The following is a 24925-nucleotide window of genomic DNA, read 5'->3' on the forward strand; positions in this document are numbered from 1 at the left end:
GGACGCGTTCTTGAACGGCGCCCTGCCCTTCAACGGGATCATGGAGACTGTGACGAAGGTCGTCGCCGAACACGGCACAGCATCGGCGAACGAGTCCCTCACTCTTGAGGAAGTCCTGGAGGCGGAATCGTGGGCGAGACGAAGAGTCCGCGAGAAGGCGGTCTCGGTCTCTGCATCGCATCCCGAGAGGGCGGAAAGATGACCAGTCCTGAGAGCGAGGCGGACGCTTCCTTGGACTCGAGTGAGGACGCGGTCGTAGCAACCACAAGTCTCCTTGAGCGGCTGGCCGAGCGACTCGGAGGCAAGGCTTCGGTGACTGCCGTATTCGGTATACCCATCGTCTGTGACGGAGTGACTGTCATCCCGGTTGCGCGGGGCGGGTTCGGATTCGGGGGCGGAGCCGGTCGCGAGATAGGCACGTCCAAGAGGGGGGAAGGCGGTGGAGGAGGTGGAGGGGCGGAGGCCAGGCCGCTCGGATTCATCGAAGTGCGCGCGGGTGCAGCCGTCTTCAAGCCAATCCGTGACCCATGGGTGGACGTTGTCGTCCCACTGGCTGCACTTGTCCTCGGCACCGCTGGGCCGCAGATTGTCCGGGCCATCGTCAGGCGTCAGCGTGGAATCCGTCGGGTAGCAGCATGAGCGCTGTCTAGAGCTGGCCGGGCGTCGGGTTCCAGCGCTGGGATGTGGGGCACCACCAGTCCTGCTGAGCGGATGACACTCGGCGTGTGAATAGCTGGCCGCCTCGCCCATGTGCACGCTGTTGAGATGGGCGTAGCGCTGCGGGAGCGACGGCGCTGATGGTTTGCTTGTCCGATTCGCCCCCTTGAGTCATTTCTGCGAAGGCCGGGCCAGGCGGGGGAGCGTCTCTAGCTCAGAACAGTTCGTCGTGGCCGTGTTGAGCTGGAGTTGCTCGGACTCGATGAGGTTCTCCGGGCGGCGGATGCCGCATGGGCGGAGAACTGCCACGCGGCCGCGACGGAGGAGATCTCGATGACCGAGTGCAGACCGAAGCACCACTATGGTCGACGAGGGGATGGCGGCTGCCAGCAGCAATCCATCTCGGCGGCGGCCGGGGCAGGTCCTTTCCGACGAGACCGCGACGACCGCTGCGAATAGACGGCCCAGGGCGTGGCCGAGGCGCTCGCCGACGAATTCGTAGAGCCGTGCGTCGCGCATCCCGGCTGGTCACCACGAGGCCGCAGTCGCGCAAGCAGGCGAGGTGGTCGGACAGGCGGGTGCGCGAGACGCCGAGCGCGTCGACGGGCGCCTCGCGCCGGGCGAGGAGGACGCGGCAGCGGAGCGGGCTGACGAGTGCGCGGCCGAAAGCGGCGACCAGTACGTTGAACTCGGAGGCCACGGTCAGCACCCCACGGGAGTACAGATAAGGCTGAACTCACCGAAGCGTGGGTGATCGGTGCCCGGGGTGAGTGGGTCTACCATCAGTCCCCTGATCAACAAGGAGAAGGCGAGAGCCGTGGCAGGTGACGGACAGGACCTGGCCGAGGAGCAGAGAGCGCACTGGCAGAGCACGTACTCCGCTCACCCCGGCATGTACGGCGAGGTGCCCTCCGTGCCTGCGGTCCACGCCGTCGGCGTCTTTCATGCCGCCGGAGTCCGAGACGTGATGGAACTCGGTGCCGGTCACGGCCGCGACGCCCTGTACTTCGCCGCCCAGGGCTTCAGCGTCCGGGCCACCGACTTCTCCGCGACGGGTGTGGAGCAGCTGCGCCGTGCTGCCCTTGCCCAAGGTTCAGCTGGGCGGGTGAACGCGGCTGTACATGACGTTCGCGAGGCTTTGCCAGTGCCGGATGACTCGGTGGACGCCGTGTTCGCGCACATGCTGTTGTGCATGGCACTGACCACGAAAGAGATCCACGCTCTCGTCTCCGAGATCGCTCGGGTGCTGCGGCCCGGCGGCATCTTCGTCTACACCGTCCGTCACACCGGTGACGCCCACTACGGCTCCGGCACCGCCCACGGCGACGACATCTACGAACACGGCGGTTTCGCCGTCCACTTCTTCGACCGCGCTCTCGTCGATACTCTTGCCGACGGATGGAGTCTGGACGAGGTCGACGCTTTTGACGAGGGCGAGCTGCCCCGCCGCCTGTGGCGCGTTACCCAGACCTTGCCGCGGTGACCGCCCAGCCCGTACCTGTCGCCGACATCGTTGTGGATGGCGCCGGTCTGCTGTGCGTCACTCTGCTGCTCCGCCTGCGCAGGGAAATTGACGGCGCCGAGCCGGGGGCGATCGTGCACGTCGTCGCCACCGACCCCGCTGCCCCGCTTGACCTTCCCGCTTGGTGTCACATGACCGGACACGAATACCTGGGACTGGTTCCCGACGAAAGCCGGCCCGTCTACGCCCTCCGTCTCTCAGACACGGCGCGCCCCACCCGGGCTGACGCACCCTGGCACCCCGTCGAGTCCTGAAGCCCCGTCCAGTGCGGTAGTTGGCAGCAGTCGGCCGGAGTCCGCGCATTGCCGCTCGGTCGGCTGAGCCGCCTCGATCATGTTCCGCACGGCTCGGCCGATCCGGTCGGCACACAGCTGCCCGATGTCCAGCCAGGAGACGGCCCGCGTCGGTCGTCGGCGGGACTATCACCCGTGCGCCCTGTCCTGCATGCCACTGCAGTTGTTCTTTGGCCAATTGGCGCCGCGCTTCCCAAGGGTGCGGCTTGCCGTGTTGGCTCTTGGAGCTGCCGACTCGCCGCCTTGTCGAACGAAGGTCGCCGGTGAGCTGACGATGAGGGGGCCCACGAGGCCATCGCCGGGGGCGCAGACCGTCGACCAGGACAGCAGCCGGCTACGTGGTCGGGTGTTCGGTGATCCAGCGTGCGGCGAGCAGGCCGGAGGCCGCGGTGAGGACGGCTGCGGCGATGACGGTGGCGTTGAGGCCAAGGGTGTCAGCGAGGATGCCAGCGATGAGGGCGCCTGCGGCGTAGCCGATGTCGCGCCAGAAGCGGTATGTGCCGAGGGCGTTGGCGCGCCAGGCGGGGTGGGCGTGGTCGGAGACGGAGGCGATCAGGGCCGGGTAGACCATGGCAGTGCCGAAGCCGAGCGCGATCGCGGACAGAATGCCTGCCAGGAGTGGGCGGTCCAGCAGGGCGAGGGCGAGGACGAAGCCGACGGACTGGACGAGCATGCCGGACACGATGAGGGGCTTGCGGCCGACACGGTCGGCGAAGTGGCCGGTGGGGATCTGGCCGATGCCCCACAAGATCGGATAGAGGCCCTTGATCAGGCCCACGGCGGCCAGTCCCAAGCCGTGATCGGTGAAGAGCAGGGGGAAGACTCCCCAAGTCAGTCCGTCGTTGAGGTTGTTGACTAGGCCTGCCTGGCTGGCGCCACGCAGGGAACGATGGCGCCAGGAGGTGCGAGCGAACGTGGCGGCCAGGCTGGCCTTCTCGCCCGTGGGCAACGGCTTGGTGTGCTGAGCGAGTTCGAGGGCTACGTGCGCGGCTGTGTCGCGAACGGCCACGGCCAGGGCCAGGCCCGCGACGACGAAAACGACACCGATGAGTTCGGGGACGGGGCGCAGGCCGTAGGAGGTGGCGAGGTAGCCCGTGAGCAGGGCGGTGACGCCGACGGCGGTGTATCCGGCGGCTTCATTGAGGCCGGTGGCAAGTCCCCGGCGGGAGGGTCCCACGAGGTCGATCTTCATATTGACGGTCATCGACCAGGTCAGGCCTTGGTTGAGGCCGAGCAGGACGTTGGCCGCGACGATCCAGCCCCACGAGGGCGCCCAAGCCAGGGCGAAGGGGACGGGGATACCGATCAGCCAGCCGGTGATCAGGAGCTGCTTGCGGCTGAAGCGGGCCGTAAGCGCGCCGGCGGCGAGGTTGGTCATGGCCTTGGTGAGGCCGAAGGCGATGATGAAGGAGAACACCGCCAGGTCGCTGGTCAGGCCGAAAACATCGGTGCCGATAAGCGGGACAGTGGTGCGCTCCAGGCCGACCAGGCCGCCGACACAGATGTTGACGATGACCAGCAGGGAGAACTGCAGCCAGTTCTCGCGCAGGCCCAGTCGGACCGGCCGCCCGGCGGCGTCGGTCGGCGTGGGGGTGGCACTCACGGCTGGGTGCCCTCCGTGCTGTCGATCAGGTGCAGGCCGTTGGCGGCGGCATACTGCTCCGGCCCGCCGTCCAGCACCCTGAGGTCGGTGCGCCCGGCGCGCTCCAGCAGGCTGGCGGCGGTCATGGCGCGCTCGCCGTGCCCGCAGTGGACGATCGCGTTCGCCGGGGCATCGGCGGCGCGGGCGACGAGGTCGCCGAGTTCGACATGCACCGCGCCGGGGATGTGGCCCGCAGTGTGCTCGGCATGCTGCCGGATGTCCAGGACCGGGCCTGTGCCGGATTGTTCGGCGGGGGCGTAGGTGGTGGTGGTCTGGACTCCGCCGTCGGCAAGCCAAGCTTCCATGCCGCCTGCGAGACGGCCGGCGAGACGTTCGTAGCCGATCTTGTATGCCTGCCAGACGATCTCGCTCAGGTCCTGTCCGGCGCTGGTGACGAAAGTGAGGGGTGCATCGTCGGGCAGGAGCCAGCCGAGCCAGGTGGCGAACTGGTCGCGCAGCGGGATCGACAGCGCCCCGGGGATGTGGCCGGCCGCGAAGTCGGCGGCTGACCGGACATCCACGACGTGGCCACCCTCGGACAGGAGGGACCTGACCTGGGAAGCGGACAGGTCGGGCAACAGCGGGGTGGCAGCCAGTGCGGCGGCCCCGCGCCGGTTGATCTCGGCGAGACGGTCGAAGTAGGCAGGGTACGAGCCCAGGCTCGCCACCAGCTGCTGGACGAACGAGTCCTCGCCATCGGCGGCGAGTAGGGGATTGGACTGCTTCTGCGCGCCGATGGTCGTGATTCGTTCGGTGCCGGGCGGCGCGGAGCAGAACGAGCCGACACCGTGCGTGGGCCACACCGCAGTCATGTCCCCCAGCGCGGTGAGCCGCTGGAGGGAGTGGTACTGGGCCCTGGCGAGCTCCTCGGTCCGATCCTCTCCCAGCAGGTCGGTGCGGGCTGCGGAGTTCACGATCAGTGACCCGCCGGTGAACACACCCAGCTCGCGCGAGTTGTCCAGGAGGAGGAAGGACAGGTGCTCGTCCGTGTGGCCAGGGGTAGCCAGTGCGCGCAGAGTCAGTCCACCCAGGTCAACCTCATCGCCGTCGGCGAGCGGCGTGTGAGTGAAAGTACGCCGACCGGCGGCGGAGGCCAGCACCGTGGCCCCCGTGTCGTGGCCGAGCTGCACGGCACCGGAGAGGAAGTCGGCATGCAGGTGCGTGTCCGCCGCGAAGGCGACGCGCAGGCCAAGCCGCCCGGCGGCAGCGTGAAGCGCTCGGAGATCGCGGCTGGCATCCACCGCCAGGGCGCGGCCGTCGCCCAGGTCGACGAGATAGGCGCTGTTGCCCATTCCTACGTCAATCAGCGGTGTGAGGTGGTCATCGGCGAATCCCACGGCTTTGCCTCCAAGATCGGAATCAGGGGTATGTAGCCACAACCCTTCGATTCGATTACTGTATTCCATGGATATGTGGAGGAAGTCATGGCGGGGAACACCAGGATCCGGACGAAGGCAGAGCTGTACGACGCCTTCGGGGTCAGCGGCAAGGCGCTGGCCAGCGGAAAGAGGCTGGAGCTGCTCGACCTGCTGGCCCAGGGGGAGCGCACCGTGGACGCGCTGGCGAAGGCGGCCGGCCTGAACCTGACCACGGCCTCGGCTCACCTGCAGACCCTCAAGCAGGCCGGATTCGTCGCCACCCGCCGTGAGGGCGTACGGATCCACTACCGGCTCACCGGGGCCGACGTCGCCCAGCTGTTCGTGCTGCTGCGCAAAGTGGCCGAGGCTCACCAGGCGTCCGTTTCGGTAGCCCGCGCCGCCTACCTCGGCGAAGACGGCGCGCAGGAGATCACCAGTGAGGAACTGGCAGCCCTCGCCCAGGACGGACGGACAGTGGTGCTTGATGTGCGGCCTGTGGAGGAGTACCTCGCAGGTCACATCCCCGGCGCCCTCTCCATCCCGGTGGAGGAGCTCACCGAGCGGATCAACGAGCTGCCCCAGGACCTGGAGATCGTCGTGTGCTGCCGGGGTGAGTACTGCGTGCTCGCCTATGACGCGGTGAGGCTGCTGACCGATCTCGGACGGCGCGCGATCCGCCTGAACGACGGCATGCTCGAGTGGCGGCTGTCGGAGATGCCCGTCGATGCCGGGGACCTGACGTGAACGGCGAAGAGGTGCCCGTACACCCCGCCCGCATGTCATCACCCAGGTGAGCGAGCACCCGGCCGTGCTGGAAACAGCGCACGCTCTTCAGCGACTGCACGGGGTGCGGTTGACGGTGCTGTCCGTGAACACCGACGGCTTGGTCGATCCGGCTGCTCTCGCCGATGCCCTGGATGAGGACACCGTGCTGGTGTCTGTGATGGCTGCCAACAACGAGACCGGCACCCTCCAGCCGGTCGCCGAACTGGCTTCCCTCGCCCACCAACGCGGCGCGCTGTTCCACTGTGACGCTGCCCAAGGGGCCGGAAAGATCCCTTTCGACGTGGCAGAGCTCGGTGTGGACCTGCTGACCCTGGTCGGGCACAAGATGTACGCCCCTAAGGGAGTTGCTGCCCTCTACGTACGCGACGGCATCGAGCTCGAGCCCGTCGTCTACGGCGGGGGACAGGAGCGCGGCAGGATTGAGGTTGTTCAACACGGTGGGCGGTGCGTCGGAGCTTGTACCGCGCCTTTCGACCACCGACGAGCGCTGGTGATCGTGCACTGCGTCCGGCCCAGATCCGCCAGGTTCGAGCCGGTGTCGTAATTACGGGGCGTCAGGCACTGATTTCTCGCGTGCACCTTCCTGTCTCGCTAGCCGGACCCGGACCGTCTGGCAGTACCAACCCGTCCCGGCGTTGTCGGGGCTGCTTACCGTTCGGCTCGGCATCCCCCGAACCGAACTGCCCCCAGCTTCAACCGGATTGCTACGACAACCCGGCGGTGAAGGTCTCTCACCTCACTCGATTCCATGGCGCCTCGTGGCGCACCCACTCGCTACGACAAAACCGCCACCAGCTACTTGCCGGACTCCACCTCGCCGCCATCTTCATCTGGTCAGCGAGGTGATCCACAAGAAACGGCCTAGGTGCGGACGGCAGCGGTCCGCTAGTCAGATCGCTAGTTCGAACAGGTGGAAGCGATTGAGGTCGGTTCCTTCGTAGTGGAGCACGTGCTCACCTAGGTCGGTGAACCCGTAGCGCCGGTACAGTTCGCGGGCGGGGACGTTCTCGACGTACGTGTCGAGCCGAAGGGTTCGGCAGCCTTGGGCTCGCGCCTCCTCGGCGGCCGAGTGCACTAGGTGACGGGCGACGCCTTGGCCGAGGTGGTCGGGGACGACACCGAGCGCGTGTACCACCAGCACCTCGTCGTCGGTGGCGTTCACGGACCATTCGGCCGTTTGGTAGGCGTCGGGTGCCTCGTGGTTGAGGACGACGACCCCGGCGATCCCCTCGTCGGTGGTGGCCAGGTACAGTTCCCCGGCGCCGATCCAGTCTCGAACCTCTTCGGGGGTCGGATGGTTCTCGGTGTGCCAGTGCGGGAAGTCGACGGTCTCGGCGAGGTGCTTGATGATGCGGCGATACGCGTCCTGGGCTGTCGCGGTGTCAGCGGTGTCGGCCCGGCGGAAGTCGAGTGCCATTCTGTCCATCCTGTTGTGACTCTTCCCGACGTGAAGAGAAGAAACGTTGGCACGGCCGTGCGTCAGTAGACGGGCCGGTCGGGTTCGGCGACCGCGGTGTCGATCCGGCACGGCACGCCGGGCCAACGGCTGACCGGCGGCCGCCGCCCGGGACGAGCCCTCTGTCGTGGTCAGGCGGTCTGTGCTTGAGCTTGGCCGACGCGGCGAGAGCTGATCAACTGATTGTGAAATCCTGCAATCGTGATCGCTCTGCACTTCACCGAGGCGGCCGAGGAGGACGTCTCCTTCTCCGCCTCGCCGCTGCTCGAAGCCGTCCACTCCTGGCACGTGCTGACCGACCCCGGACACCACGCCTTGCACGTGCCCTGGGTACGGCGATGCCGTCGGCTGCCCGCATCCCTGCGTCGGCGGATGCGCGAGAACGGGTTCGTGGTGGCCGACTACATCCCTGCGTTCTTCGAAAGCCTGGCTGGAGACCACGACGCCGACTTCGCTGACCAGCTCGCGGCCGTACGGGCACTGCCGGCCGCCCTGCTGGCAGCCGAACTCGCGCAGACCCTCATCGACACCACCCGCTACACGGGACACCGGCTCGTCGAAGACCCCACCGTCCGCGATGCGGTCCTCGCCGAGCTTCGCCAGACCGACACCGCCAGAGCGGCGCGGCTGGACGGCATCCTCACTGACCCCCTCGCCGTCCTGGAGGACGCGCTCACCGTCCTGGAGGACTACTGGGGCGCTGCCTTCGCCGCCGAGTGGGAGCGCATCGAACCCTCCCTGTACGAGTCGATCGGCCGCGCAGGCGCCCGGATCGCCCACCAGGGCCTGTTCCCGATGCTCCGCACCCTCGCCCCCCAGATCCGCATCGACACCGGACGGCGGACCCTGCGGCTCGACCGCCCGCACGACCACGACATCACCATCACCCGAGAACACCCCGTGACGTTCACCGCCAGCCACTACGTCTGGCCCCACGTCCGCGTCACCTGCGACACCCCCTGGACCCTGCGGATCACCTACCCCGCCCTGCCCCTCGCGCCCGCCACTGCCGCCCGCCCCACCAGCCAGGAAGACACCCTCACCGCCCTCCGGGCCCTTGCCGCCGCCCCGCGCCTGCAGATCATCACCCACCTTGCCGCCCAGAGCCGCAGCACCCAGGAACTCGCCACCCTCCTCGGCCTGTCCGCCTCCGTAACCTCCCGCCACCTCCACCAGCTCACCCGGGCTGGACTCACCACCACCCATCGCGAGGGCTACTACGTCCTCTACACCCTCGACCCCACCCGCCTCGACCAGATCGCCACAGCCCTCACCACCTTCCTCCCTGGGCCCGATGCCTGAGCCGGCACAGTGCCGCCAACTGACCCACGCGCCCCATAACCAGGTGCACCACACTCGGGTTCTGGTTCACCTTCCGTAAAGGGTTAACGGACGGTAGAGGGCCGCCGCCCCTGCCTCATGGCTCAGCTGGGCGCGCTGATACAACCTCTGATTGCCGTCGCGACGGCACTTACGTCACGTACGTGAGGCCGCCTCGCCGTTGGCATGCACCTCACGGTGCGGTGCCGTCCAGGCTGAGGCGCCGGTCTCCCTGCTTCGGCGAGGGGGAGGATGGCGTCATGGTCATCCGGCAGCTGGAGCATTTCCTCGCCATTGTGGATCAGGGCGGGTTCAACCGGGCGGCGTCGGTCCTGTACGTCTCCCAGCCCGCGCTGTCCCAGACGGTTCAGGCGCTGGAGCGGGACCTGGGCAGCGCTCTCTTCCACCGGATCGGCCGCCGGGCGGTGCTCACCGAGGCCGGTGAGGCGCTGATCGAGCCGGCCCGCGCTGCCGTACGGAGTCTGGCGACTGCCCGGGCCAGCGTCGCCGCCGTGCATGAGCTTCGCGAGGGCCGGCTCGACGTGGCGGCGATGCCGTCACAGGCGGTGGAGCCGCTGACATCGATGATCCGGGCCTTCAGTACCCTCTGGCCGGGGGTGGCGGTGGTCATCAAGGCCGCTTTCACCCGCCAGGATGTCATCGACATGGTGCGTACCGGTGCTGTCGAGCTGGGGCTGCTGGCCGCCGCGGGGCCGTTGCCCGACAAGGAAGTGGCTTGCCACCTGGTCGGTGAACAGCGCTTCGTGCTCGTGGTGCCGCCCGACGGCCGGTTTTCCGGGCGACAGTCGGTGGATTGCCGGGAACTGGCAGGGCAGCGCCTGATCGTCGGGCAACGGGGGACGGGCATGCGGGCGTACGTCGACGGCCTCATCGAACAGGGGATTGTGTTCGACATCGCCGCCGAGACGGAGCACCGGGTGGCCATCCTGCCTCTCGTCCTGGCAGGGGTGGGTTTGGCCGTGGTGACAGAGTCCTGGCGCACCCTGGCCGAGCGTGCCGGTGCACGGGTGCTGAACATCGAACCGAAGAGCACCCTCACCATCGGACTGATCAGTCGCCGCGCCGGACTGTCACCGGCTGCCGAGGCTTTCCTGAGTACCGTCCTGCCGGCAACGGACACGCCAGACAGATAAGTGCAGCTTATAAGCGAGATCAGAACTGCGTCTTGGACGCCGTGACCGGTCCATTGCTGCAATCAACGCATGACGAACCACCGCATTGCCTTGATCCCGGGTGACGGCATCGGCGCCGAGGTGCTGCCCCCGGCGCAGCAGGTCCTCGATGCCGTCGGCCGTCGCCGTGGCTTCGGCTTCACCTACACCGCGTACGACTGGTCCTGCGAGCGCTTCCTGCGTGATGGCGCGATGATGCCCGAGGACGGAATCGACCAGCTTCGTGACAAGGACGCGATCCTGCTCGGCGCTGTCGGCTACCCGGGCGTGCCCGACCATGTCTCGCTGTGGGGCCTGCTGATCCCGATTCGCCGCAGCTTCCGCCAGTACGTCAACCTGCGTCCGATCCGCGTCTTCGAGGGCATTGACAGCCCGGTGCGCGGCGCGGCGCCCGGGGAGGTCGACTTCGTCGTCGTGCGGGAGAACGTCGAGGGCGAGTACAGCGAGATCGGCGGACGTCTCAATCGCGGGTTCCCGGAAGAAATGGCTGTTCAGGAGGCCGTGTTCACCCGGGCAGGGGTGACCCGCGTCCTGGATTACGCCTTCGACGTGGCTGCTCAGCGCGGCGGAAAGGTCACCTCGGCCACCAAATCGAACGGGATCGTGCACACGATGCCGTTCTGGGACGAGCTGGTCGCCGAGCGCGCCGCCGCGCACCCCGATGTGGCCTGGGACCAGGAGCACATCGACGCACTGGCCGCCAAGTTCGTCCTCGACCCCGCCCGTTTCGACGTCGTAGTCGGTTCCAACCTCTTCGGTGACATCCTCAGCGACCTGGCCGCCGCTGTGGCCGGCTCCATTGGCATCGCACCGGCCGCCAACCTGAACCCCGAGCGCGAGTTCCCCTCGATGTTCGAACCGGTGCACGGCTCCGCCCCCGACATCGCCGGACGGGGCATCGCCAACCCCCTGGGCGCGATCTGGTCGGCCGCCATGATGCTCGATCACCTCGGCCACCCCGAGGCCGGCAAGGACGTCACGGACGCCATCGCGGCGCTCCTGGCCAAGACAGACGTCCGGACTCCCGACCTGGGCGGCACCGCCACCACCGCCGAGTTCACCGACAAGCTCCTCGAACTCCTGTGAGCTGACCCCTCTGCCGTGGTCGGGAAAGCATGGACGAAGCTGTCCCGGCCCACCCTGCCGCCCCTCCGCTGGGCACCCCCTTTTGTCTGCTCCGAGCCGCGTTCATCCCCCGCCGGCCCCGCTCCCCGCGGGCCCGCGCCTGCGTCCCGGCTGCGCCCGTTCCTCGATGAGGAGTAACGCCATGGCAGCACCCGCGTCCACCGCATCACCCCAGACCGGCACGGCGCCCAAACCGTGGTACCGGCAGCTCTACTTCTGGGTCTTGACCGCGATCGCCACCGGCATCCTGACCGGCTGGCTGTGGCCTTCGGTAGGAGTAGCCCTCGAGCCGGTCGGCACCACCTTCGTCGCGGCGATCAAGATGCTCATCACCCCGATCGTCTTCCTGACCATCGTGTCGGGCATCGGCAGCGTCGACAGCCTCGGCCGGGTGGGACGGGTGGGGCTGAAATCGCTCGCTTATTTCCAGGCAGGCACCCTCGTCGCGCTTCTTGTCGGACTGATCGCGGTCAACGTCTTCCAGCCCGGCGCCGGCGTCCACGCTCACCCGGGCGACCTCCAGCTGGAGGGTGACGCCGCCCAGTACGTGAAGGACGGGGAAGAACAGAGCTGGTGGCACTTCATCACCGACCTGGTGCCGGAGAGCGCCGTCGGCGCGTTCGCCGAGGGCAACATTCTCCAGGTTCTCTTCTTCTCCGTGCTCTTCGGAGTCGCGCTCAAGGCCGTCGGTCCGATCGGTGAACCCCTCGTAGACGGCGTCACCCGGCTCAGCGCCGTGATCTTCAAGATCCTTCACTACGTCATGCTTGCCGCCCCCATCGGGGCGTTCGGGGCGATGGCCTACACCATCGGCAAGTACGGGGTGTCCACCCTCACCAGCCTGGGCCAGCTCATCGGTCTCTTCTACGGCACGTCGGCGTTCTTCGTCATCGTGATCCTGGGCGGCGTCACGGCGCTCCTGAAGATCAACATTTTCCGGCTGCTGGGCTACCTGCGCGAGGAGTTCCTGCTTGTCCTGGGCACCTCCTCCTCGGAGAGCGCCCTGCCCCGCCTCATGGCCAAACTCGAAGGACTCGGCCTGCGCCGGGACATCGTCGGGCTCACCGTCCCTACCGGCTATTCCTTCAATCTCGACGGCAGCTCCATCTACCTCTCGCTGGCCGCCGTCTACATTGCCCAGGCCACTGACACGCCCCTCAGCATCACCCAGCAACTGGGCCTTCTCGCCGTCATGATCCTCACTTCCAAGGGCTCGGGCGGCATCACCGGCGCCGGCTTCATCGCACTCGCCGCCACCCTCTCCACGGTCGGCACCGTCCCGGCGGCCGGCATCATGCTGATCTTCGGCATCGACAAATTCATGTCCGAGTGCCGCGCCCTGACCAACCTCGCCGGCAACAGCGTCGCCACCCTCGTGGTCGCCCGCTGGGAACGCGTCTTGGACACCGCGCACGTCAACGCCGTGCTGCACGGCAAGACCCCTGCCACACCGTCCGCGCCACAGGAGAAGGCGGCCGGGCCCACCCCGTCGGCCGCTCTCACCAAGCCACAACCCGCAGCGGCGCTCGACAGCCCCTGACCAGATGTCCCGGGCTCTGTCCAGTCGCGCCCAGAGCCCGGGCACGGCATACGCCCGATACGGACGTATGCCCGCGTAGGCCCGGCCGGAGCCCCGGCCGGGCCTACGCGTATCCCTGTGAGCCTTCCCTTGCTGTGCCGAGGTCAGTAGCGGGTCTACTAGCTTGATCTTTAACGTGCGGTGTCGAATAGTCCGTCGAACTTGATTACCCGGTTCGGCAACTGCCTTACGGGCCGTGAGGCGGCCGCGGCGGGATGAGGGGATCGTCAGCCGGTCCAGGGAACGACAGCGGCGTGCTCGGGTTGGCGAGCATGAAGAGGGATCCTGCTGGTCGTGGTCGGTGTCGAGCTCTATGTGCCATGAACTGGGGTCATTTACAGTCGATCGCCCGCAGGCCTCAAGCTCACGGTCGCTGAATTCCACGTTGAGTGCTGCCACGGCGACGGCCGTGGCCGGAGGCTGAGCTCCCATCCGCCTCGGGTGCGGGTCGCGGGCACCCTGCGGGACGACTTCCCCCCTCGGGCATCCCGCAGGGCGCCCCCTTCTCAGCCTCTTGCGGGGCTGCGGGAAGAGCCCTGCGGCAGAGACCAGGAAGGGCTCATGATGGCCAGCTATGTGGTCGCCAGCCCATGGCCGGGGCAGACATCACCCTCCGCTTGCGCGGATTTCTGGCGAGCGGCCAGGCACACCGACCGCATCAGGAGCTTGATGCCCATCGCGCCGATCACTGCCACCGAGTACTGGGATTGTTACCTGCCCGCTCGGACTGCTCCGAGAAGAGCGGGGCGCCGCGCTCTTTCGCCCTGCCGGCCGGCAGCCGATTGCTGCGGACCAGAACCGCCCCTACGACACGCTCATGCCCCGGGCGAGCGACGTGCACGAGACCGGTATGTCCGCCTCAGACTCCGAGGCCCACATGGGGGGGCTCGGAAATCCTCGTCGGCCTGACGAGCTGGTCGCCGTGTGGGACGGAAAGCTGACATGGGGGCACGAAGCACAGTGGACGCCGTTGCCCGGCGGGCTGAGGCAGCACGGCTGCCGGTCGTTGCGTCAATCTCCGACCAGCCGATGCCAGGCGCCGTGGCCCGCGCTACAGCTGATCTTGTCTCCACCTGCCCCCGGCCGGGGGCAGGTCACGTACTGCTGAACAGCCGGTCCAGATGCACGTCGATCGCGGTGAGCGCGTCCTGGGGCTCGATCACGTCGAGTTCGATCAGGGGAGTGAAGCCGGTGAGAGCGAGGAGCAGGTTGGTCTCGGTCGCCGGGTCGCGGCCGGAGTCGATGTGCCCGTCGGCGATCGCCTGGCGGACCAACTGCTCGACGAAGGCCCGCCCTTGGACGAGGCTATGGCGCGCCTGCTCGTGCACGGCCTGGTCGTGCAGCGCCTCCAGGACGTAGGCGGCGCTCATCCGGCTGGTCGCGCGGGCGTCGGCATGCAGGGGGAGCATTTCCGCGAGCGCCAGTCGCAGCACGTCACGGGGGTGTCGACGGTCACCGAGCTTTTCGAGCCCCTGGTTTACGCGCACCGAGGTCTGCTCGGACGCGAAATCCATTGCGAAGGAGAGCATGGCGGTCCGGGAGGCGAAGTAGTGCTGCAGCTGCCCGAGTGAGATGCCCGCCTCCTGCGCCACCACGCGCATCGTCAGCTGTGTGACGCCGCGCTGTTCCACCACCCGCCACAGTGCGCGGGCGATCGCTTCGCGGCGTCCGCGGTGATCCACCTGTTTCGGCATCACCGGCCCCCCCTTCGTACTCCAGGACTGTTCCAATACAGTCGACATAATACACCTGACCCATAATCCTGGAGTCCACTCGAGGGAAGGAATCGTCATGTCCGAGCAGCCAAAGGTGCGGACCACGGAAGGCGTGGTGCAGGGGCGCCGGCGGCAGGGGCACGCGGTGTTCCGCGGCATCCCCTACGCCCAGCCCCCGGTCGGAGCGCTGCGCTTCGCCGCGCCCGCGCCGCCAGACCGCTGGGAGGGCACGAGGCAGGCGGTCGAGTTCGGCCCCGTGGTGCCGCTGTCCCTGCCGATCGACGTGCCCCCGCAGGGCACCGACTGGCTGACACTCAACGTCGGCACTCCGGATCCCGGCGCGGCGGGACTGCCGGTGCTGGTGTGGATCCCCGTGGGCGGCTACCTCTCGGCGGCGTCGAGCGACCCGATGTACGACCCGGCAGCGCTGGCCGAGGCGGGAATCGTCGTGGTGACCATCAACTGCCGCGTGGGCGCGGAGGGATTCGCGTTCCTCGACGACGCGCCGCCCAACCGCGGATTCCTCGACCAGATCGCGGCGCTGGAGTGGGTGCAGCGCAACATCGCCGCCTTCGGAGGCGACCCCGGCCGGGTCACCGTGGGCGGGACGTCCGCCGGGGCGGGCTCGGTCGCCGCCCTGCTGACGATGAAGTCCGCGCGCGGCCTGTTCCGGCGGGCCATCGCCCACTCGGTGCCGGGGCTGCACAGCACCCCCGCGCTGGCACGGCAGGTCACCGCCGCGTTCGCGGACCGGCTCGGCGCGGCGGCCCCCACCGCCGAGGCCCTGCGCGACATCGACCCATGGCACCTGGCCGCCGAGCTCACCACCTTCAACGCCGGCCTCCACGCGCACCGGGAGAGCTGGGGACGCCTCACGGAGACCGGCACCGCGCTGTGCCCAGTCGTCGACGGCGAGGTCCTCCCGGAAACGCCCTGGCCCGCGCTGACCGGCGCGCGCGCGAGCGGGACCGAACTGCTCGTCGGTCACACCCGGGACGAATTCCGGTACTTCAGCGTCATGAGCGGACGGCACGGCACCTTCACCGAGGAGGACGCCCGCGCAGCCCTGGAACTGCACGCCCCTCAACCGGAGGGCGCGCGGGCCTACCGTGCCGCGTTCCCGCAGGCAGGCCCGGAGGAGCTGGTGGAGACGGTGTACTCCGACGCCCTCTTCCGCATGCCGTCACAGAAGCTGGCCGAGGCGAACGCCGCAGCCGGCGGCACCTCGTACCTGTTCGAACTGTGCTGGGCGGCCCCGGCCCTCGGCGGCATCCTGGGCGCCTGCCACAGCCTCGACCTGCCCCTGGCGTTCGGCACGCTGGACAGCCCCGTCGGCACCCAGCTCATCGGCGGGGAGCCTACTCCCGAGGCCGTCGCGCTCTCCCGCGAACTCCAGGAGGTATGGGTTCGCTTCGTCACCACCGGCGACGCGGGCTGGTCCGCCCACCGGCCCGGCGCGCACCTCACCCGCATCCTGGACGCCGAGTCGAAGACTCTGCCCTACCCCGAACAGGCATCCCGCCAGATCTGGGAAGGCCACTTCCCCGCCCCCTTCGATCATTCGTAATGGTCCGGTTCGGCTCCTACGACTGCGACGCCGCCACTCACCTGCCCATCGGGGACAGCGCGAATTGGCGTCCAGCCAGGCAACACCCGGCCCGCTTGGCATCAGATCCCACCCGAGGATGACGGACGACATCAAGAGCCGGGAGAGGCCGATGCGGGGGGCCCAGGTCACGGATGATCCCGGCCAGGGCCCGGATGGGCTCGCTCTCCGCCTCCCTCCGCCCCACCAGCGCGTACGGCAGCGGCTCCAGATCGGTGACCGGTGGGTAGGTGATGTCCGGCCGTGCCCGGTAGCGGATGAACTGCCGGAGAGGCGGAGGGGGAGATCACGGTCGCCGATCCAGCGGCCCGGGCGGCCATCAGCCGCAACTCCTTCTACACGCAATTCTCCGGCATCGCCGTTGCCGCCCAATCGCTGACCGAGAAGGCCGCCGGACTCGCCGCGAACCTGGCCGATGGCCACGCCGGACGTGTGGTGCTGGCGCGGTCGGCGGTGACGCTGGCCACGGTGCCGCTGCTGGAGCACATCGCCGCCCACCGGGTGCTGTATGCGGCCCTGGACCTGGAGGGCGGCGGCGCGATGCAGCGGATCGCCGCGGTCTACCGCTGTTCGGCGAGGGGGGCGCGGCCCCGTGAGACGGCACCTCAAGTGGAGTGATCACCCGCTACTTTGCACCGTGGATCAGAGATAGGACGCAGGGGCCTCGGCAGCGGCATCCTGACAGCGTCGACTCACTCCGCTAATTCTGCGACGGCATCATGGCGATCCCGACGCACAGGCTCGGTCGGCAGCTGGCGCTCCATCCGCAGTGCGCAGAAGGCGGCCACGAAGAAGACCGCGGCCAAGAAGGGCACGGCGAAGAAGACGACCGCTGGGAAGAAGTCGACGGCGAAGAGGTGCAGCGCCTGAGGCTTTCCCGCTCGGCTCAGGCGGGTGTGGCCCATGAGCGCAGCGTGCCGGCGGCGGTGCGCAGGGTGAGGGTGCCGGTACGCAGTCCCGTGACGAGTTCGGGCAGGCCGCCGGCAGGGGCTTTGACGGGCTCGCCGGATTCGCGCATGTAGCGCAGCGCGAGCGCGCTGCCGACCAGGCCGTTGTAGTCCTGCAAGGGGCGGGTGGTCACGAACATCTGCAGCAGGATCGCCGCCCGGACCGGAGTCTCCAGATAGAAGGGTTCGCCGGCATGCAGTTCGTAGGCGTGGCGGTACACGGCGGCCGCGAGCGCGCCCCAGTCGTCGATGCCGGTCTCCCGGCCCGTCTGCTGCTCGAATTGCTGGAGGGAGTCCTCGATCCAGCTGGCGTCGACGCGCAGGAACATCAGCGGTTGCCCGCCTCGAAGGCCTGGTCGAACTCATCGGCCAGATCGGTCATGTCACTGACCAGCCCGGCCACGAACGCCTCACGGCTGGGGTCGATGTCCTTCTCGACCAGGCCGGATACATAGGCCTGGACGGACATGTGGCTTCGGCCCGCACGCTTCTTGAGCAGGTCGTGCGTCTTGGCTGGTACCCGGACATTCAGTTGCTTCAGGTCGGCTTCCATACACCGATGCTAGCAATTGCTAGCCGGTCTGTGTGGTTGTGGGGGGAGTGGGGCGAGGGTGGGAGTCCCTCAGGTGGGAGGGAGCGGGGCGAGGGCGAGGGTGGCGGGTTTGACGGCGTGCGGCCCGAAGCGGGCCCGGGCGCGGTCGGCGACCGTTTCGAGCAGGCGGGCCTTGTCGTCGCCGGTAGGCGGTGCGGGCGAGGGTGGGGGAGTGGCTGGTGGGTTCGGCCAGGGTGCGCGTGCGGGTAGTGCGGCTGCCATCGGCATAGCGGACGCCGAGTGTCAGGCTCTTGCCTGCGTCGCCCGCCGCGCGCAGCCGGGCACCGAGCTCCTCGGCCAGGGCAAGCAGCGCCCGGCGGTGGGCGGCCGGATCAAGCTCGTCCCGCTCGAAGAGATGGGTGGCACTGCTGGAACGGACCAGCGCGGTGCGCTGCACGGACCGGTCGTCGTGGCCGCGGGCCCGGGCATGGAGCTCGCGGGCGGCGTGTGCGCCGAGCAGACGGATGAGCGGCCCGGTGGGGGTGTCGGCGAGCTGGCCGATGGTGGTGATCCCGTACCGGCTGAGCGTTTTGGCGGTGGCGGAGCCGATGCCGGGCAGCGCGGTGAGCTGCTGCGGGCGCAGGAACGCGGCCACCGAGGCGTCGTCCGGGGCGATGATGGTGACCCGGCGACGGCTCGTGGCAGCCATGGCGGCGATGAGCGGGGAGCGGCCGCCGCCCACGGTGGCGCGGGCCCCGTACCAGGCGATCGCACGGAGCTGGAGCACCGTGCCCAGCTCGTGGGGGCTGCACGCGAAGTGGGGCAGGGCGCCGGTGATGTCCAGGTCGGCCAAGTGGTCCTGCGGATAGGGCTGGTGGACGGGTGTGATGTCCTCCACCAACGTCAGCAGCTGCTCGAACAGCACGTCCGCATCGGCGCGATCGCCCAGCTCGAAGATCACGCGCAACACGCACCGTTGACGGCCGCGCGGTTGCTGACCTGCGTCGTGCAGGGGGCGGGCATGGCGTTCACCCGGCCGATCCGGGTGAGCGGTGGCCCAGGCGCCGCAGGTCGGCCGAGCGGCTCCCGGCGGGCTCAAGATCGGCCCAAGCGCTCAGCCGCGCTCCGGCGGTGCCATCCGGCAGGGTGCGCCCGCCGTCCTGGGCTCCGGCCGCGGTCGGAGTGCTGCCCGGCTCGGCGGGCGTCGGCGCGGGCGCGGCGCGGCCCAGGAGATCCAGTGCCGCCTGCGGGCCCAGGTCCCGGCGGGCCGCCGCGACTTCCTCCAGATCCCACACCATCTCCCCGACCACGGTGCGGCGCGGTCCGCGCGCCTCCACGCTGCCGCGCACCAGCAGCATTCCCGAGTGGAAGATGGTGTGGGCGCACGCGTCGTGGGAGTCCTCGAAGAACGCGAGATCCACGAGCCCCGCCCCGTCCTCCAGCGTCACGAAGATGACCCGCTTCCCGGACGGGATGGGCGGCGTCTGGGTGGAGGCACGTACCCCGGCGACCAGGACCTTCTGCCCGGGATGCATCCGCTGAAGATGGGCAGCGTCGGTGGCGCCGACCTCGCGCAGCAGCCGGTGGTGGTGCTCCATCAGATGCTGCGAGACGTCGATCGAGAGGACCTCGAGTTCGGCGCTCATCCGCTCGCGGCTGGACAGCTCCTTGAGGCCGCTGGGTTCGGCGGTCACCAGGTCGCCGCCGAGGGCGAGTTGCCCGTTGGCGGTGGTGCGGTTGCGGGTGTGGCGGTGCAGTTCGGGTGAAGGTGGATCCCGGAGGCGTTCACCTCCGATCACCCGCGACACGATTCAAGCCAGATGGCTCGATCTGTCACCAATGTATCGAACATAATTCGAACAGCCCGAGTCTTCTACCCCGCGCGCCGCATCCGCAACCTGCTGTTGTGACTGAGCGCTTCAGTTGGCTCCTGAGCGTTGTACTTGGCCCGGCTGAGCGTGACGGTTGGCCCGGCCTCCGGGCTCTCCGAAGCAGTGCCGCTCCGCCGCCCTGATCGGCTGCAGCGTCATGGGTTTCTCGTTACTCCACAGCGCGGCCGATGAGTTTGTAGCTCCTGGCCGGTCCAAGCTCGTGACACCCGAGGAAAGGAAACCGCCATGTCGGAGCTTCTCGTCGACTTCATCACCTCCCTCGACGGCCACGCATCGGGAGAGGGGTGGCCCGGGTTCTGGGGCCTCGAGGGCCCGGAGTACCTCGCCTGGCTTGGCAATCAGCCCGAGGCCACTTACCTGATGGGAGCGAACACCTACCGCCAGATGTCGGGCTTCGCCGCAGGCGAGGTCCCCAATGGCCAAGACGAGTTCAGGCCCGAGGAAGAGGCGTCCGTCGACGAGCTCACGCAAGCGCCCAAGGTGGTGTTCTCCTCCTCACTCAAGGAGCCACTGACGTGGGCGAACTCCAGGCTCGTCCGCGACGACGCCGTCGAGGCGGTCCGCGTCATGAAGTCGAGTGGCTCGGGACTTCTCAGCACGATCGGCAGCCTCAGCTTGTGCCGGTCCCTGCTACGGGCCGGACTCGTAGACCGCTTCCGGGTCGTGATGTTCCCGGTGATCACCGGGGCCACGGGCGAAGAACGCATCTACGACGGCTATCCGGACGTTGCCCTCGAAATGATCGAGCACCGCACCTTCGACGGCCGCATCCAGCTGGTCGAGTACAAGCCCCGCGTGCTCAAGCACCCGCCGCTCGGCGTCCCGGCGTGACGTCGCCCCGTCCGCCGGTCTGTACAGCCGCCAGGCCGGCGCCGGCGGGCGCGGAGCAAGACCTAATAGGGAGCTAACGGCCAACGTCGGGACGCCCGGCCAACCTGGCCCCGAGCCGTCGCAGGTCAGCCCACGTACGCCCTCCCAGGCCGCAGTCTCCGCAAAGATCCACCTTCCGGATACGGATGCGCCGCTGGACGCTTCCCTAGGCAGAGCCTCGCGAGCCGAGCGCTCTACATGGCCGATGGGGCCAACTGAAGCGCTCAGTCACAGCTGCGACTTTGCGCGATAGATGGCACCTGGGCGCGGTATCTGGCACCACTCGGTCCGGCCTTGGCGGTGGACCATCGTCCCGCTGCGTCGTGCCCACCTCGTCACGCTCGAGTGCGCGCCGGGCCGGCATCTGGTGACTGAAGCCATGACGGTGCAGCATCTGCGCGATCACCGACAGCGTCATGGTCTTGTGGAAGCGTCGGCCGATCAACGTCTTGATCCTCGCCAGCGTCCAGGTCTGGTCGTCCCACCCGTGCGCGACAGGCCCCTTGGCCAGCTCCTGTTCGAGGACTGCGAAGAGCCGCTCGCTCAGCTTGGGCCGGGCCGCGGACCCCGCCGAGCGCAGGACTGGCTCCCCGCCTTCCTGCCACGAGCGGTGGCATCGCTGCTCTGAACGGACGCTCACCCGCAGTTGCTTGGCCACTTGCCTGGTGTCCTGCCCGGCGGCGAACATGCCGGCCGCCTCCACTCGCACCCGCTCTCGAAACGCCCGACGTTCGGCCGTCAGGCCACCACCTTGCGGATACCTCATGACTCCGGCGTTCCGCAGCATGGTGCGTCCGTCAGCCCCTACGACAACACGCCAACACGGTCAGTAACGAAGTCGCGGATCCTGGAAGGCTGTAGGTTCCGCGAGATCGCGAGCATTGGCGGTTCGGCTACCTGGGGCGTTGGCCGAGGTGAGCACTCTTGGCGCGTGGTCCGTCGTTTGATCATGAGCAATTCCTTCGGTGAGCACTGCCGTGCGTGGTTACGGTGGGTTGTAGGCGCTGCGTTGGGCATGAAGCCGCGCAGGTGCTGGTGGCGAGTGGGGAGGGCTCCTTCGGCGCGGGGGCCCGCAGACAGCCGCGTGTCAGGCCGCTGAATTTCGGGGCTGAGGGGAGCTTCAAGTGTCGCGACGCCACCGGTTGGGGTGACCGGCGATCATCGGCGGTGTTACGTACCGGCACGCTGCTGTGTGCCTAGGGCGCGGGCTCACCGGTCGCGTCCTGGGAGGTCTGGCGGGAGGCGCCTCGTGGCAGGCCACCGGGGCCGGCTTCGTCTACGACCCGCACCACGACCGGTGGAAGCGGCTGCCGGGCGTGCCGCAGGACCTGGTGCGCGGCAGCTCGGCGATGAGGGTGCGCGGGCACACCGTCTGCCTCCCCGGCGGCGACAAGCCCGGCGGCGCCCATCGACGTCAACGACGCGTGCTCCACCCGGCACTGACCGCACGTTGCGGCTTGCGCTCCCGCTCGTGCGAAGCGTCGGGGGCGCGAGCGAGGGCGACTACTTCTGGTGACCGGTGGCGTAGCGGGCGAGCATCGTCTCTACGGCCTCGTCGACGGCATGGTCGGTCTCGTCGGCGGCCGGGTTCCAGTCGGTGAGCAGCATCCGGGGCCACAGGACGAAGTTGGCGATCATGCCGAGGAACTGGTTGGCGGCGTTCTCTGCGTCGGGCACGCGCGCGGTGCCGGCCTCGTGCTCGGCTTGCAGGTAGAGCCGTACGGAGTCGAAATAGGGCAGCTTGCCCAACTGGAACTGCATCCTGCCCAGTTCGGGCAGGCGCGGCAGTTCGGCGATGACGATCCTGAACAGGGCCGTCATCCCGGGCTGGCCAACCAGCTTTGCGTAGCGGCGGCCGATGGCCATCAGGCCCGCACGCAGGTCGCCGGCCGGGGGCGGGATCGGAGCGTGACCGGACCCCTGCTTCCACGACTCGCTCACGATGGCCTCGAACAGGGCCGCCTTCGTGGGGAACTGCTTGAACAGCGTGGATTTCGACACCCCTGCCGCCTCGGCGATCCGGGCCAGTGACGTCCCTGCGTAGCCGTGGTCGAGGAACAGGGCGGTGGCGGACGAGGTGATCGCCTCCCGCTTCTGCTGGGCCAGCCGTCGGTGGTGGTCGGAGAGTCCTTCTGTCATGGAGTCAGTATGCCCGCTACTGCGAGGCGAGTCACTTGACTCGCCTCTGAGGGCGGACCTACGGTGAAAGAGGCGAGTCGATCGACTCGCCTCCCGCGTCGGGCAGTGAGCCCTGCAGCGTTTTTCCCTTCCCATCCGAGGAGAAGTTCCATGGACAGCAAGAAGATCGCTCTGGTGACCGGTGCCAACCGGGGGCTGGGCCGCAGCACGGCGCTGGCTTTGGCGCAGCGGGGCATCAAGGTCATCGTCACCTACCGGGGTGATGAGGTCGGGGCGCAGGAGACGGTCGAGGCGGTGGGGGCGGCCGGGTCCGATGCCCTCGCACTGCGTCTGGACATCGCCGATGTCGCCTCGTTCCCGCCCTTCGCGGCCGAACTCGGCGAGCACCTGCAGCCCTGGGACGCCACGCGGCTGGACATCCTGGTCAACAACGCCGGTGTGGGGATCTTCAGCCCCCTGGCGCAGGTCGGTGTCGCGGACTTCGACGCGATGATGGACACCAACGTCCGTGGGACGTTCTTCCTCATCCAGGCGCTGTTGCCGCTGATGGCCGACCCCGCCAGCGTCATCAACGTCTCCAGCTCCCTGACCCGCCACACCAGCCCGGCCACCGCCGTCTACTCGGCGTCCAAGGCCGCCGTCGAAGTACTCAGCCGCACCCTGGCCCTGGAACTGGGCCCGCGCGGCATCCGGGTCAATTCCATCGCCCCGGGACCGACCGCCACCGACTTCAACGGCGGTGCCATGCGCGATGACAGCGAGATGCGAGCAGGGCTGGCGGCGCAGACCGCTCTGGGCCGCGTCGGCGAGCCCGCCGAGATAGGCGACGCCATCGCCACGCTCGCCTCCGATGGACTGCGCTGGGTCACCGCCCAGCGCATCGAGGTTTCCGGCGGCGCCATGCTCTAGCGGGACACTGTTGTGGGGTGACGGGCTCCTCCACCCCGGGCATGTTCGGCGCAAGTGGTGATCTGCAGCGGTTCACCCGCTGCATCCGCGCCGGTGACCGCGCCCAGGGTGACCGCCTACGCCCGTTCTTGCGTGGAAGTCCTACCCAACCCGCTCGACGGGTTCCAGAACGGGGCAGTAGCTATCGCCCTGGTCGAGGGGGCGGCCCTGGGCGGCGGCTACGAGACCGCCCTCGCCCACGACTTCGTTTTGGCCGCCGACACCACCTGGTCCGACGACTTCCTGCACATGCCTCTCAAGACCGTTTCCGTCCGTGCATGGGGTATCACGCTGATGACCCGCAGACTCACCCGGGAGGGCACCCGTTCCAATTCCACTTGGTCGAAGCTGAGGTATCGCGGGACGACGGCACGCTGAACCGGGTGTTCCGCTGGAATCGCCGAGGGGCGCCCGGCGCCGCACATCGGCACGGGCGCCTATGCGCTGGACCTTCTCTGCACCAACGGCACGAGTCGACTGCGCTCGTTCTTATGTGGTGACCGTGGGCTGGGGCCGCTGGATCTCCAGGACAACTGCCGTGCCTGCCACGGATTGGTCCTCGTGCATGGTGATCACCTGGCCGGGCTGAAGATGCTGCCACTGCGAAGGGTCCAGGGGCGCGAGCCGTACCGAGGCATGTTCCCCGGGCTCCAGGAAAGGGTTGAACTCCACCCAGAGCCGGGCAATGTTGAGAGCCGGTTCGCCGGTCGCGGTTCGGTTGCCGATGTTCCACATCGGTCGCAGGACGCCAGCGCCGGAGATGGGCGTCTTTCGTCGCGCTTCGGTGGCAGGGCGGAGGGTGAGGTCGGCTCGGAGAATCCCGTGGCGAGTCTCGAAGCCGCGCCAGTGGCACCAGGCCGCGCTCTTCTCCAGCCTCATCTGTTCGGCAGCGGTGGCCAGGGTTTCCCAGAAGCTGAGCGGAAGCGCGCGGACGTCACCGAGTTCTTCCAGCAGATCGAGGGCCACTTCCCACTCGTCGTGAGAGAGGTACTCCCAGACGTCGCTCACCGTGATGTCGTTCTCAGTGGCGATCTTCTCAGGAACCAGCAGGGAAGCGGCTTCCAGCAGCTTGGGGACGTCCATGCCCTGATTCTGGACCACGGTCTCCTGGCCGCAGCAGGAGGTGCCCGATGACCTCCATCGAGCCGATCGCGGCCCTGGCGACCTTCGGGGCGGTGTGGGCGGTTGGGGCACCCCGCAGGGCCCCATGACCCGAACGCGGAAGACGTCACCTCAACGAGCGACGCCCGCCGGTCAGCGGGGACGTTTCCAGGCACTCAAGACACTTGACCTTGCCCAGAGGTGAAGGCCGACAGTATCTGTGGCGACCAAGCCGACGAGCTCA

General features: G+C 68.5%; 23 protein-coding genes and 5 pseudogenes. 15 read left to right on the forward strand and 13 right to left on the reverse strand.

What is annotated here, in order from left to right:
• A pseudogene (locus tag AC5P1C_RS37755) lies at positions 1 to 202 on the forward strand (1-deoxy-D-xylulose-5-phosphate reductoisomerase); the annotation flags it as partial.
• A complete protein-coding gene (locus AC5P1C_RS37760) occupies positions 199 to 639 on the forward strand; it encodes a spore germination protein GerW family protein (RefSeq protein ID WP_493870496.1) in 441 nt (146 codons plus the stop codon). The pseudogene AC5P1C_RS37755 and the gene AC5P1C_RS37760, both read left to right, overlap by 4 nt.
• Before the next feature lie 408 nt (positions 640 to 1047).
• Here the strand turns inward: AC5P1C_RS37760 and AC5P1C_RS37765 are convergent.
• Positions 1048 to 1366, reverse strand: a pseudogene (locus tag AC5P1C_RS37765) (ArsR family transcriptional regulator); the annotation flags it as partial.
• 108 nt (positions 1367 to 1474) lie between these two features.
• Here AC5P1C_RS37765 and AC5P1C_RS37770 point away from each other — a divergent pair.
• Both AC5P1C_RS37770 and AC5P1C_RS37775 read left to right on the forward strand, forming a co-directional pair.
• A complete protein-coding gene (locus AC5P1C_RS37770) occupies positions 1475 to 2140 on the forward strand; it encodes a class I SAM-dependent methyltransferase (protein ID WP_493870497.1) in 666 nt (221 codons plus the stop codon).
• Entirely contained in the window at positions 2137 to 2433 is a 297-nt protein-coding gene (locus AC5P1C_RS37775) for a sulfurtransferase TusA family protein (RefSeq protein ID WP_493870498.1), read from the forward strand. The genes AC5P1C_RS37770 and AC5P1C_RS37775 overlap by 4 nt, the downstream gene beginning before the upstream one ends.
• Positions 2434 to 2806: 373 nt before the next feature.
• Here the strand turns inward: AC5P1C_RS37775 and AC5P1C_RS37780 are convergent, their stop codons facing one another.
• Together AC5P1C_RS37780 and AC5P1C_RS37785 are read right to left on the reverse strand one after the other, a co-directional pair.
• Positions 2807 to 4075 (reverse strand): MFS transporter, encoded by a 1269-nt coding sequence (locus AC5P1C_RS37780; protein ID WP_493870499.1) that lies wholly within the window; start codon positions 4073 to 4075, stop codon positions 2807 to 2809.
• On the reverse strand, positions 4072 to 5451 hold the full coding sequence (locus AC5P1C_RS37785) for an MBL fold metallo-hydrolase (protein WP_493870500.1): 1380 nt from the start codon (positions 5449 to 5451) through the stop codon (positions 4072 to 4074). Before AC5P1C_RS37785 ends, AC5P1C_RS37780 begins: the two co-directional genes overlap by 4 nt.
• An 87-nt stretch (positions 5452 to 5538) precedes the next feature.
• Here AC5P1C_RS37785 and AC5P1C_RS37790 point away from each other — a divergent pair, with 87 nt between their 5' ends.
• On the forward strand, positions 5539 to 6216 hold the full coding sequence (locus tag AC5P1C_RS37790) for an ArsR/SmtB family transcription factor (RefSeq protein WP_493870501.1): 678 nt from the start codon (positions 5539 to 5541) through the stop codon (positions 6214 to 6216).
• 34 nt (positions 6217 to 6250) lie between these two features.
• Positions 6251 to 6802 (forward strand): annotated as a pseudogene (locus AC5P1C_RS37795) (cysteine desulfurase family protein); the annotation flags it as partial.
• Between the two features lie 345 nt (positions 6803 to 7147).
• Here AC5P1C_RS37795 and AC5P1C_RS37800 read toward each other — a convergent pair.
• A complete protein-coding gene (locus AC5P1C_RS37800) occupies positions 7148 to 7675 on the reverse strand; it encodes a GNAT family N-acetyltransferase (RefSeq protein ID WP_493870502.1) in 528 nt (175 codons plus the stop codon).
• A gap of 240 nt (positions 7676 to 7915) precedes the next feature.
• On the opposite strand from AC5P1C_RS37800, the gene AC5P1C_RS37805 reads away from it, so the two are divergent.
• The 4 genes from AC5P1C_RS37805 to dctA all read left to right on the forward strand — a co-directional run bounded on the left by AC5P1C_RS37805 (position 7916) and on the right by dctA (position 12892).
• Positions 7916 to 9016: an ArsR/SmtB family transcription factor gene (locus AC5P1C_RS37805; RefSeq protein WP_493870503.1), complete on the forward strand. Its 1101-nt coding sequence runs from the start codon at positions 7916 to 7918 to the stop codon at positions 9014 to 9016.
• Between the two features lie 278 nt (positions 9017 to 9294).
• Positions 9295 to 10188 carry a LysR family transcriptional regulator gene (locus AC5P1C_RS37810; RefSeq protein WP_493870504.1) on the forward strand — a complete coding sequence of 298 codons (894 nt, stop codon included), beginning with the start codon at positions 9295 to 9297 and terminating at the stop codon, positions 10186 to 10188.
• A 69-nt stretch (positions 10189 to 10257) separates the two neighbouring features.
• Entirely contained in the window at positions 10258 to 11313 is a 1056-nt protein-coding gene (locus AC5P1C_RS37815; protein WP_493870505.1) for a tartrate dehydrogenase, read from the forward strand.
• Between the two features lie 181 nt (positions 11314 to 11494).
• Positions 11495 to 12892, forward strand: a complete 1398-nt coding sequence (gene dctA / locus AC5P1C_RS37820) for a C4-dicarboxylate transporter DctA (protein ID WP_493870506.1) — start codon at positions 11495 to 11497, stop codon at positions 12890 to 12892.
• A 1133-nt stretch (positions 12893 to 14025) separates the two neighbouring features.
• On the opposite strand, the gene AC5P1C_RS37825 is transcribed toward dctA, so the two are convergent.
• Positions 14026 to 14625 (reverse strand): TetR/AcrR family transcriptional regulator, encoded by a 600-nt coding sequence (locus AC5P1C_RS37825; RefSeq protein WP_493870507.1) that lies wholly within the window; start codon positions 14623 to 14625, stop codon positions 14026 to 14028.
• A gap of 97 nt (positions 14626 to 14722) precedes the next feature.
• Here AC5P1C_RS37825 and AC5P1C_RS37830 point away from each other — a divergent pair, with 97 nt between their 5' ends.
• Together AC5P1C_RS37830 and AC5P1C_RS37835 are read left to right on the forward strand one after the other, a co-directional pair.
• The gene (locus AC5P1C_RS37830) at positions 14723 to 16213 is read left to right on the forward strand and encodes a carboxylesterase/lipase family protein (protein WP_493870508.1); all 1491 of its coding nucleotides are present in this window, start codon (positions 14723 to 14725) and stop codon (positions 16211 to 16213) included.
• A 471-nt stretch (positions 16214 to 16684) separates the two neighbouring features.
• Complete coding sequence (locus AC5P1C_RS37835; RefSeq protein WP_493870509.1) at positions 16685 to 16870, forward strand: hypothetical protein; 186 nt, start codon at positions 16685 to 16687, stop codon at positions 16868 to 16870.
• Positions 16871 to 16944: 74 nt separating this feature from the next.
• Here the strand turns inward: AC5P1C_RS37835 and AC5P1C_RS37840 are convergent, their stop codons facing one another.
• From AC5P1C_RS37840 to AC5P1C_RS37860, 5 genes and pseudogenes are all read right to left on the reverse strand, one after another.
• Positions 16945 to 17157, reverse strand: coding sequence for a hypothetical protein (locus AC5P1C_RS37840; RefSeq protein WP_493870510.1), 213 nt, complete (start codon positions 17155 to 17157; stop codon positions 16945 to 16947).
• Positions 17139 to 17528: a hypothetical protein gene (locus AC5P1C_RS37845; RefSeq protein ID WP_493870511.1), complete on the reverse strand. Its 390-nt coding sequence runs from the start codon at positions 17526 to 17528 to the stop codon at positions 17139 to 17141. The genes AC5P1C_RS37840 and AC5P1C_RS37845 overlap by 19 nt, the downstream gene beginning before the upstream one ends.
• Positions 17528 to 17752 (reverse strand): hypothetical protein, encoded by a 225-nt coding sequence (locus AC5P1C_RS37850; RefSeq protein WP_493870512.1) that lies wholly within the window; start codon positions 17750 to 17752, stop codon positions 17528 to 17530. The genes AC5P1C_RS37845 and AC5P1C_RS37850 overlap by 1 nt, the downstream gene beginning before the upstream one ends.
• Positions 17753 to 17771: 19 nt before the next feature.
• On the reverse strand, positions 17772 to 18692 hold the full coding sequence (locus AC5P1C_RS37855) for a DNA polymerase Y family protein (RefSeq protein WP_493870513.1): 921 nt from the start codon (positions 18690 to 18692) through the stop codon (positions 17772 to 17774).
• Positions 18693 to 18759: 67 nt separating this feature from the next.
• Positions 18760 to 19491 (reverse strand): annotated as a pseudogene (locus AC5P1C_RS37860) (DNA polymerase III subunit alpha); the annotation flags it as partial.
• 357 nt (positions 19492 to 19848) lie between these two features.
• On the opposite strand from AC5P1C_RS37860, the gene AC5P1C_RS37865 reads away from it, so the two are divergent.
• Positions 19849 to 20454, forward strand: coding sequence for a dihydrofolate reductase family protein (locus AC5P1C_RS37865; protein WP_493870514.1), 606 nt, complete (start codon positions 19849 to 19851; stop codon positions 20452 to 20454).
• Positions 20455 to 20824: 370 nt separating this feature from the next.
• Here AC5P1C_RS37865 and AC5P1C_RS37870 read toward each other — a convergent pair.
• Positions 20825 to 21259, reverse strand: a pseudogene (locus AC5P1C_RS37870) (transposase); the annotation flags it as partial.
• Positions 21260 to 21996: 737 nt separating this feature from the next.
• Positions 21997 to 22632, reverse strand: a complete 636-nt coding sequence (locus AC5P1C_RS37875) for a TetR/AcrR family transcriptional regulator (RefSeq protein ID WP_493870515.1) — start codon at positions 22630 to 22632, stop codon at positions 21997 to 21999.
• Between the two features lie 150 nt (positions 22633 to 22782).
• On the opposite strand from AC5P1C_RS37875, the gene AC5P1C_RS37880 reads away from it, so the two are divergent.
• A complete protein-coding gene (locus AC5P1C_RS37880; RefSeq protein WP_493870516.1) occupies positions 22783 to 23541 on the forward strand; it encodes an SDR family NAD(P)-dependent oxidoreductase in 759 nt (252 codons plus the stop codon).
• 132 nt (positions 23542 to 23673) lie between these two features.
• Positions 23674 to 23958 carry a hypothetical protein gene (locus AC5P1C_RS37885; RefSeq protein WP_493870517.1) on the forward strand — a complete coding sequence of 95 codons (285 nt, stop codon included), beginning with the start codon at positions 23674 to 23676 and terminating at the stop codon, positions 23956 to 23958.
• 111 nt (positions 23959 to 24069) lie between these two features.
• Here AC5P1C_RS37885 and AC5P1C_RS37890 read toward each other — a convergent pair whose 3' ends face one another.
• Positions 24070 to 24663, reverse strand: coding sequence for a hypothetical protein (locus AC5P1C_RS37890; protein ID WP_493870518.1), 594 nt, complete (start codon positions 24661 to 24663; stop codon positions 24070 to 24072).
• Between the last annotated feature and the right edge of the window lie 262 nt (positions 24664 to 24925).

It is taken from the genome of Streptomyces sp. A18, from assembly GCF_059026065.1.

Bases quoted from the DNA above. Each gene is read 5' to 3' on its own strand.
- AC5P1C_RS37880 (WP_493870516.1), top strand. From the start codon at position 22,783: ATGGACAGCAAGAAGATCGCTCTGGTGACCGGTGCCAACCGGGGGCTG.
- AC5P1C_RS37890 (WP_493870518.1), bottom strand. From the start codon at position 24,663: ATGGACGTCCCCAAGCTGCTGGAAGCCGCTTCCCTGCTGGTTCCTGAG.
- AC5P1C_RS37830 (WP_493870508.1), top strand. From the start codon at position 14,723: ATGTCCGAGCAGCCAAAGGTGCGGACCACGGAAGGCGTGGTGCAGGGG.
- AC5P1C_RS37865 (WP_493870514.1), top strand. From the start codon at position 19,849: ATGTCGGAGCTTCTCGTCGACTTCATCACCTCCCTCGACGGCCACGCA.
- AC5P1C_RS37825 (WP_493870507.1), bottom strand. From the start codon at position 14,625: ATGCCGAAACAGGTGGATCACCGCGGACGCCGCGAAGCGATCGCCCGC.
- AC5P1C_RS37800 (WP_493870502.1), bottom strand. From the start codon at position 7,675: ATGGCACTCGACTTCCGCCGGGCCGACACCGCTGACACCGCGACAGCC.
- AC5P1C_RS37810 (WP_493870504.1), top strand. From the start codon at position 9,295: ATGGTCATCCGGCAGCTGGAGCATTTCCTCGCCATTGTGGATCAGGGC.
- AC5P1C_RS37815 (WP_493870505.1), top strand. From the start codon at position 10,258: ATGACGAACCACCGCATTGCCTTGATCCCGGGTGACGGCATCGGCGCC.
- dctA (WP_493870506.1), top strand. From the start codon at position 11,495: ATGGCAGCACCCGCGTCCACCGCATCACCCCAGACCGGCACGGCGCCC.
- AC5P1C_RS37850 (WP_493870512.1), bottom strand. From the start codon at position 17,752: ATGGAAGCCGACCTGAAGCAACTGAATGTCCGGGTACCAGCCAAGACG.
- AC5P1C_RS37875 (WP_493870515.1), bottom strand. From the start codon at position 22,632: ATGACAGAAGGACTCTCCGACCACCACCGACGGCTGGCCCAGCAGAAG.
- AC5P1C_RS37760 (WP_493870496.1), top strand. From the start codon at position 199: ATGACCAGTCCTGAGAGCGAGGCGGACGCTTCCTTGGACTCGAGTGAG.
- AC5P1C_RS37840 (WP_493870510.1), bottom strand. From the start codon at position 17,157: ATGGGCCACACCCGCCTGAGCCGAGCGGGAAAGCCTCAGGCGCTGCAC.
- AC5P1C_RS37790 (WP_493870501.1), top strand. From the start codon at position 5,539: ATGGCGGGGAACACCAGGATCCGGACGAAGGCAGAGCTGTACGACGCC.
- AC5P1C_RS37845 (WP_493870511.1), bottom strand. From the start codon at position 17,528: ATGTTCCTGCGCGTCGACGCCAGCTGGATCGAGGACTCCCTCCAGCAA.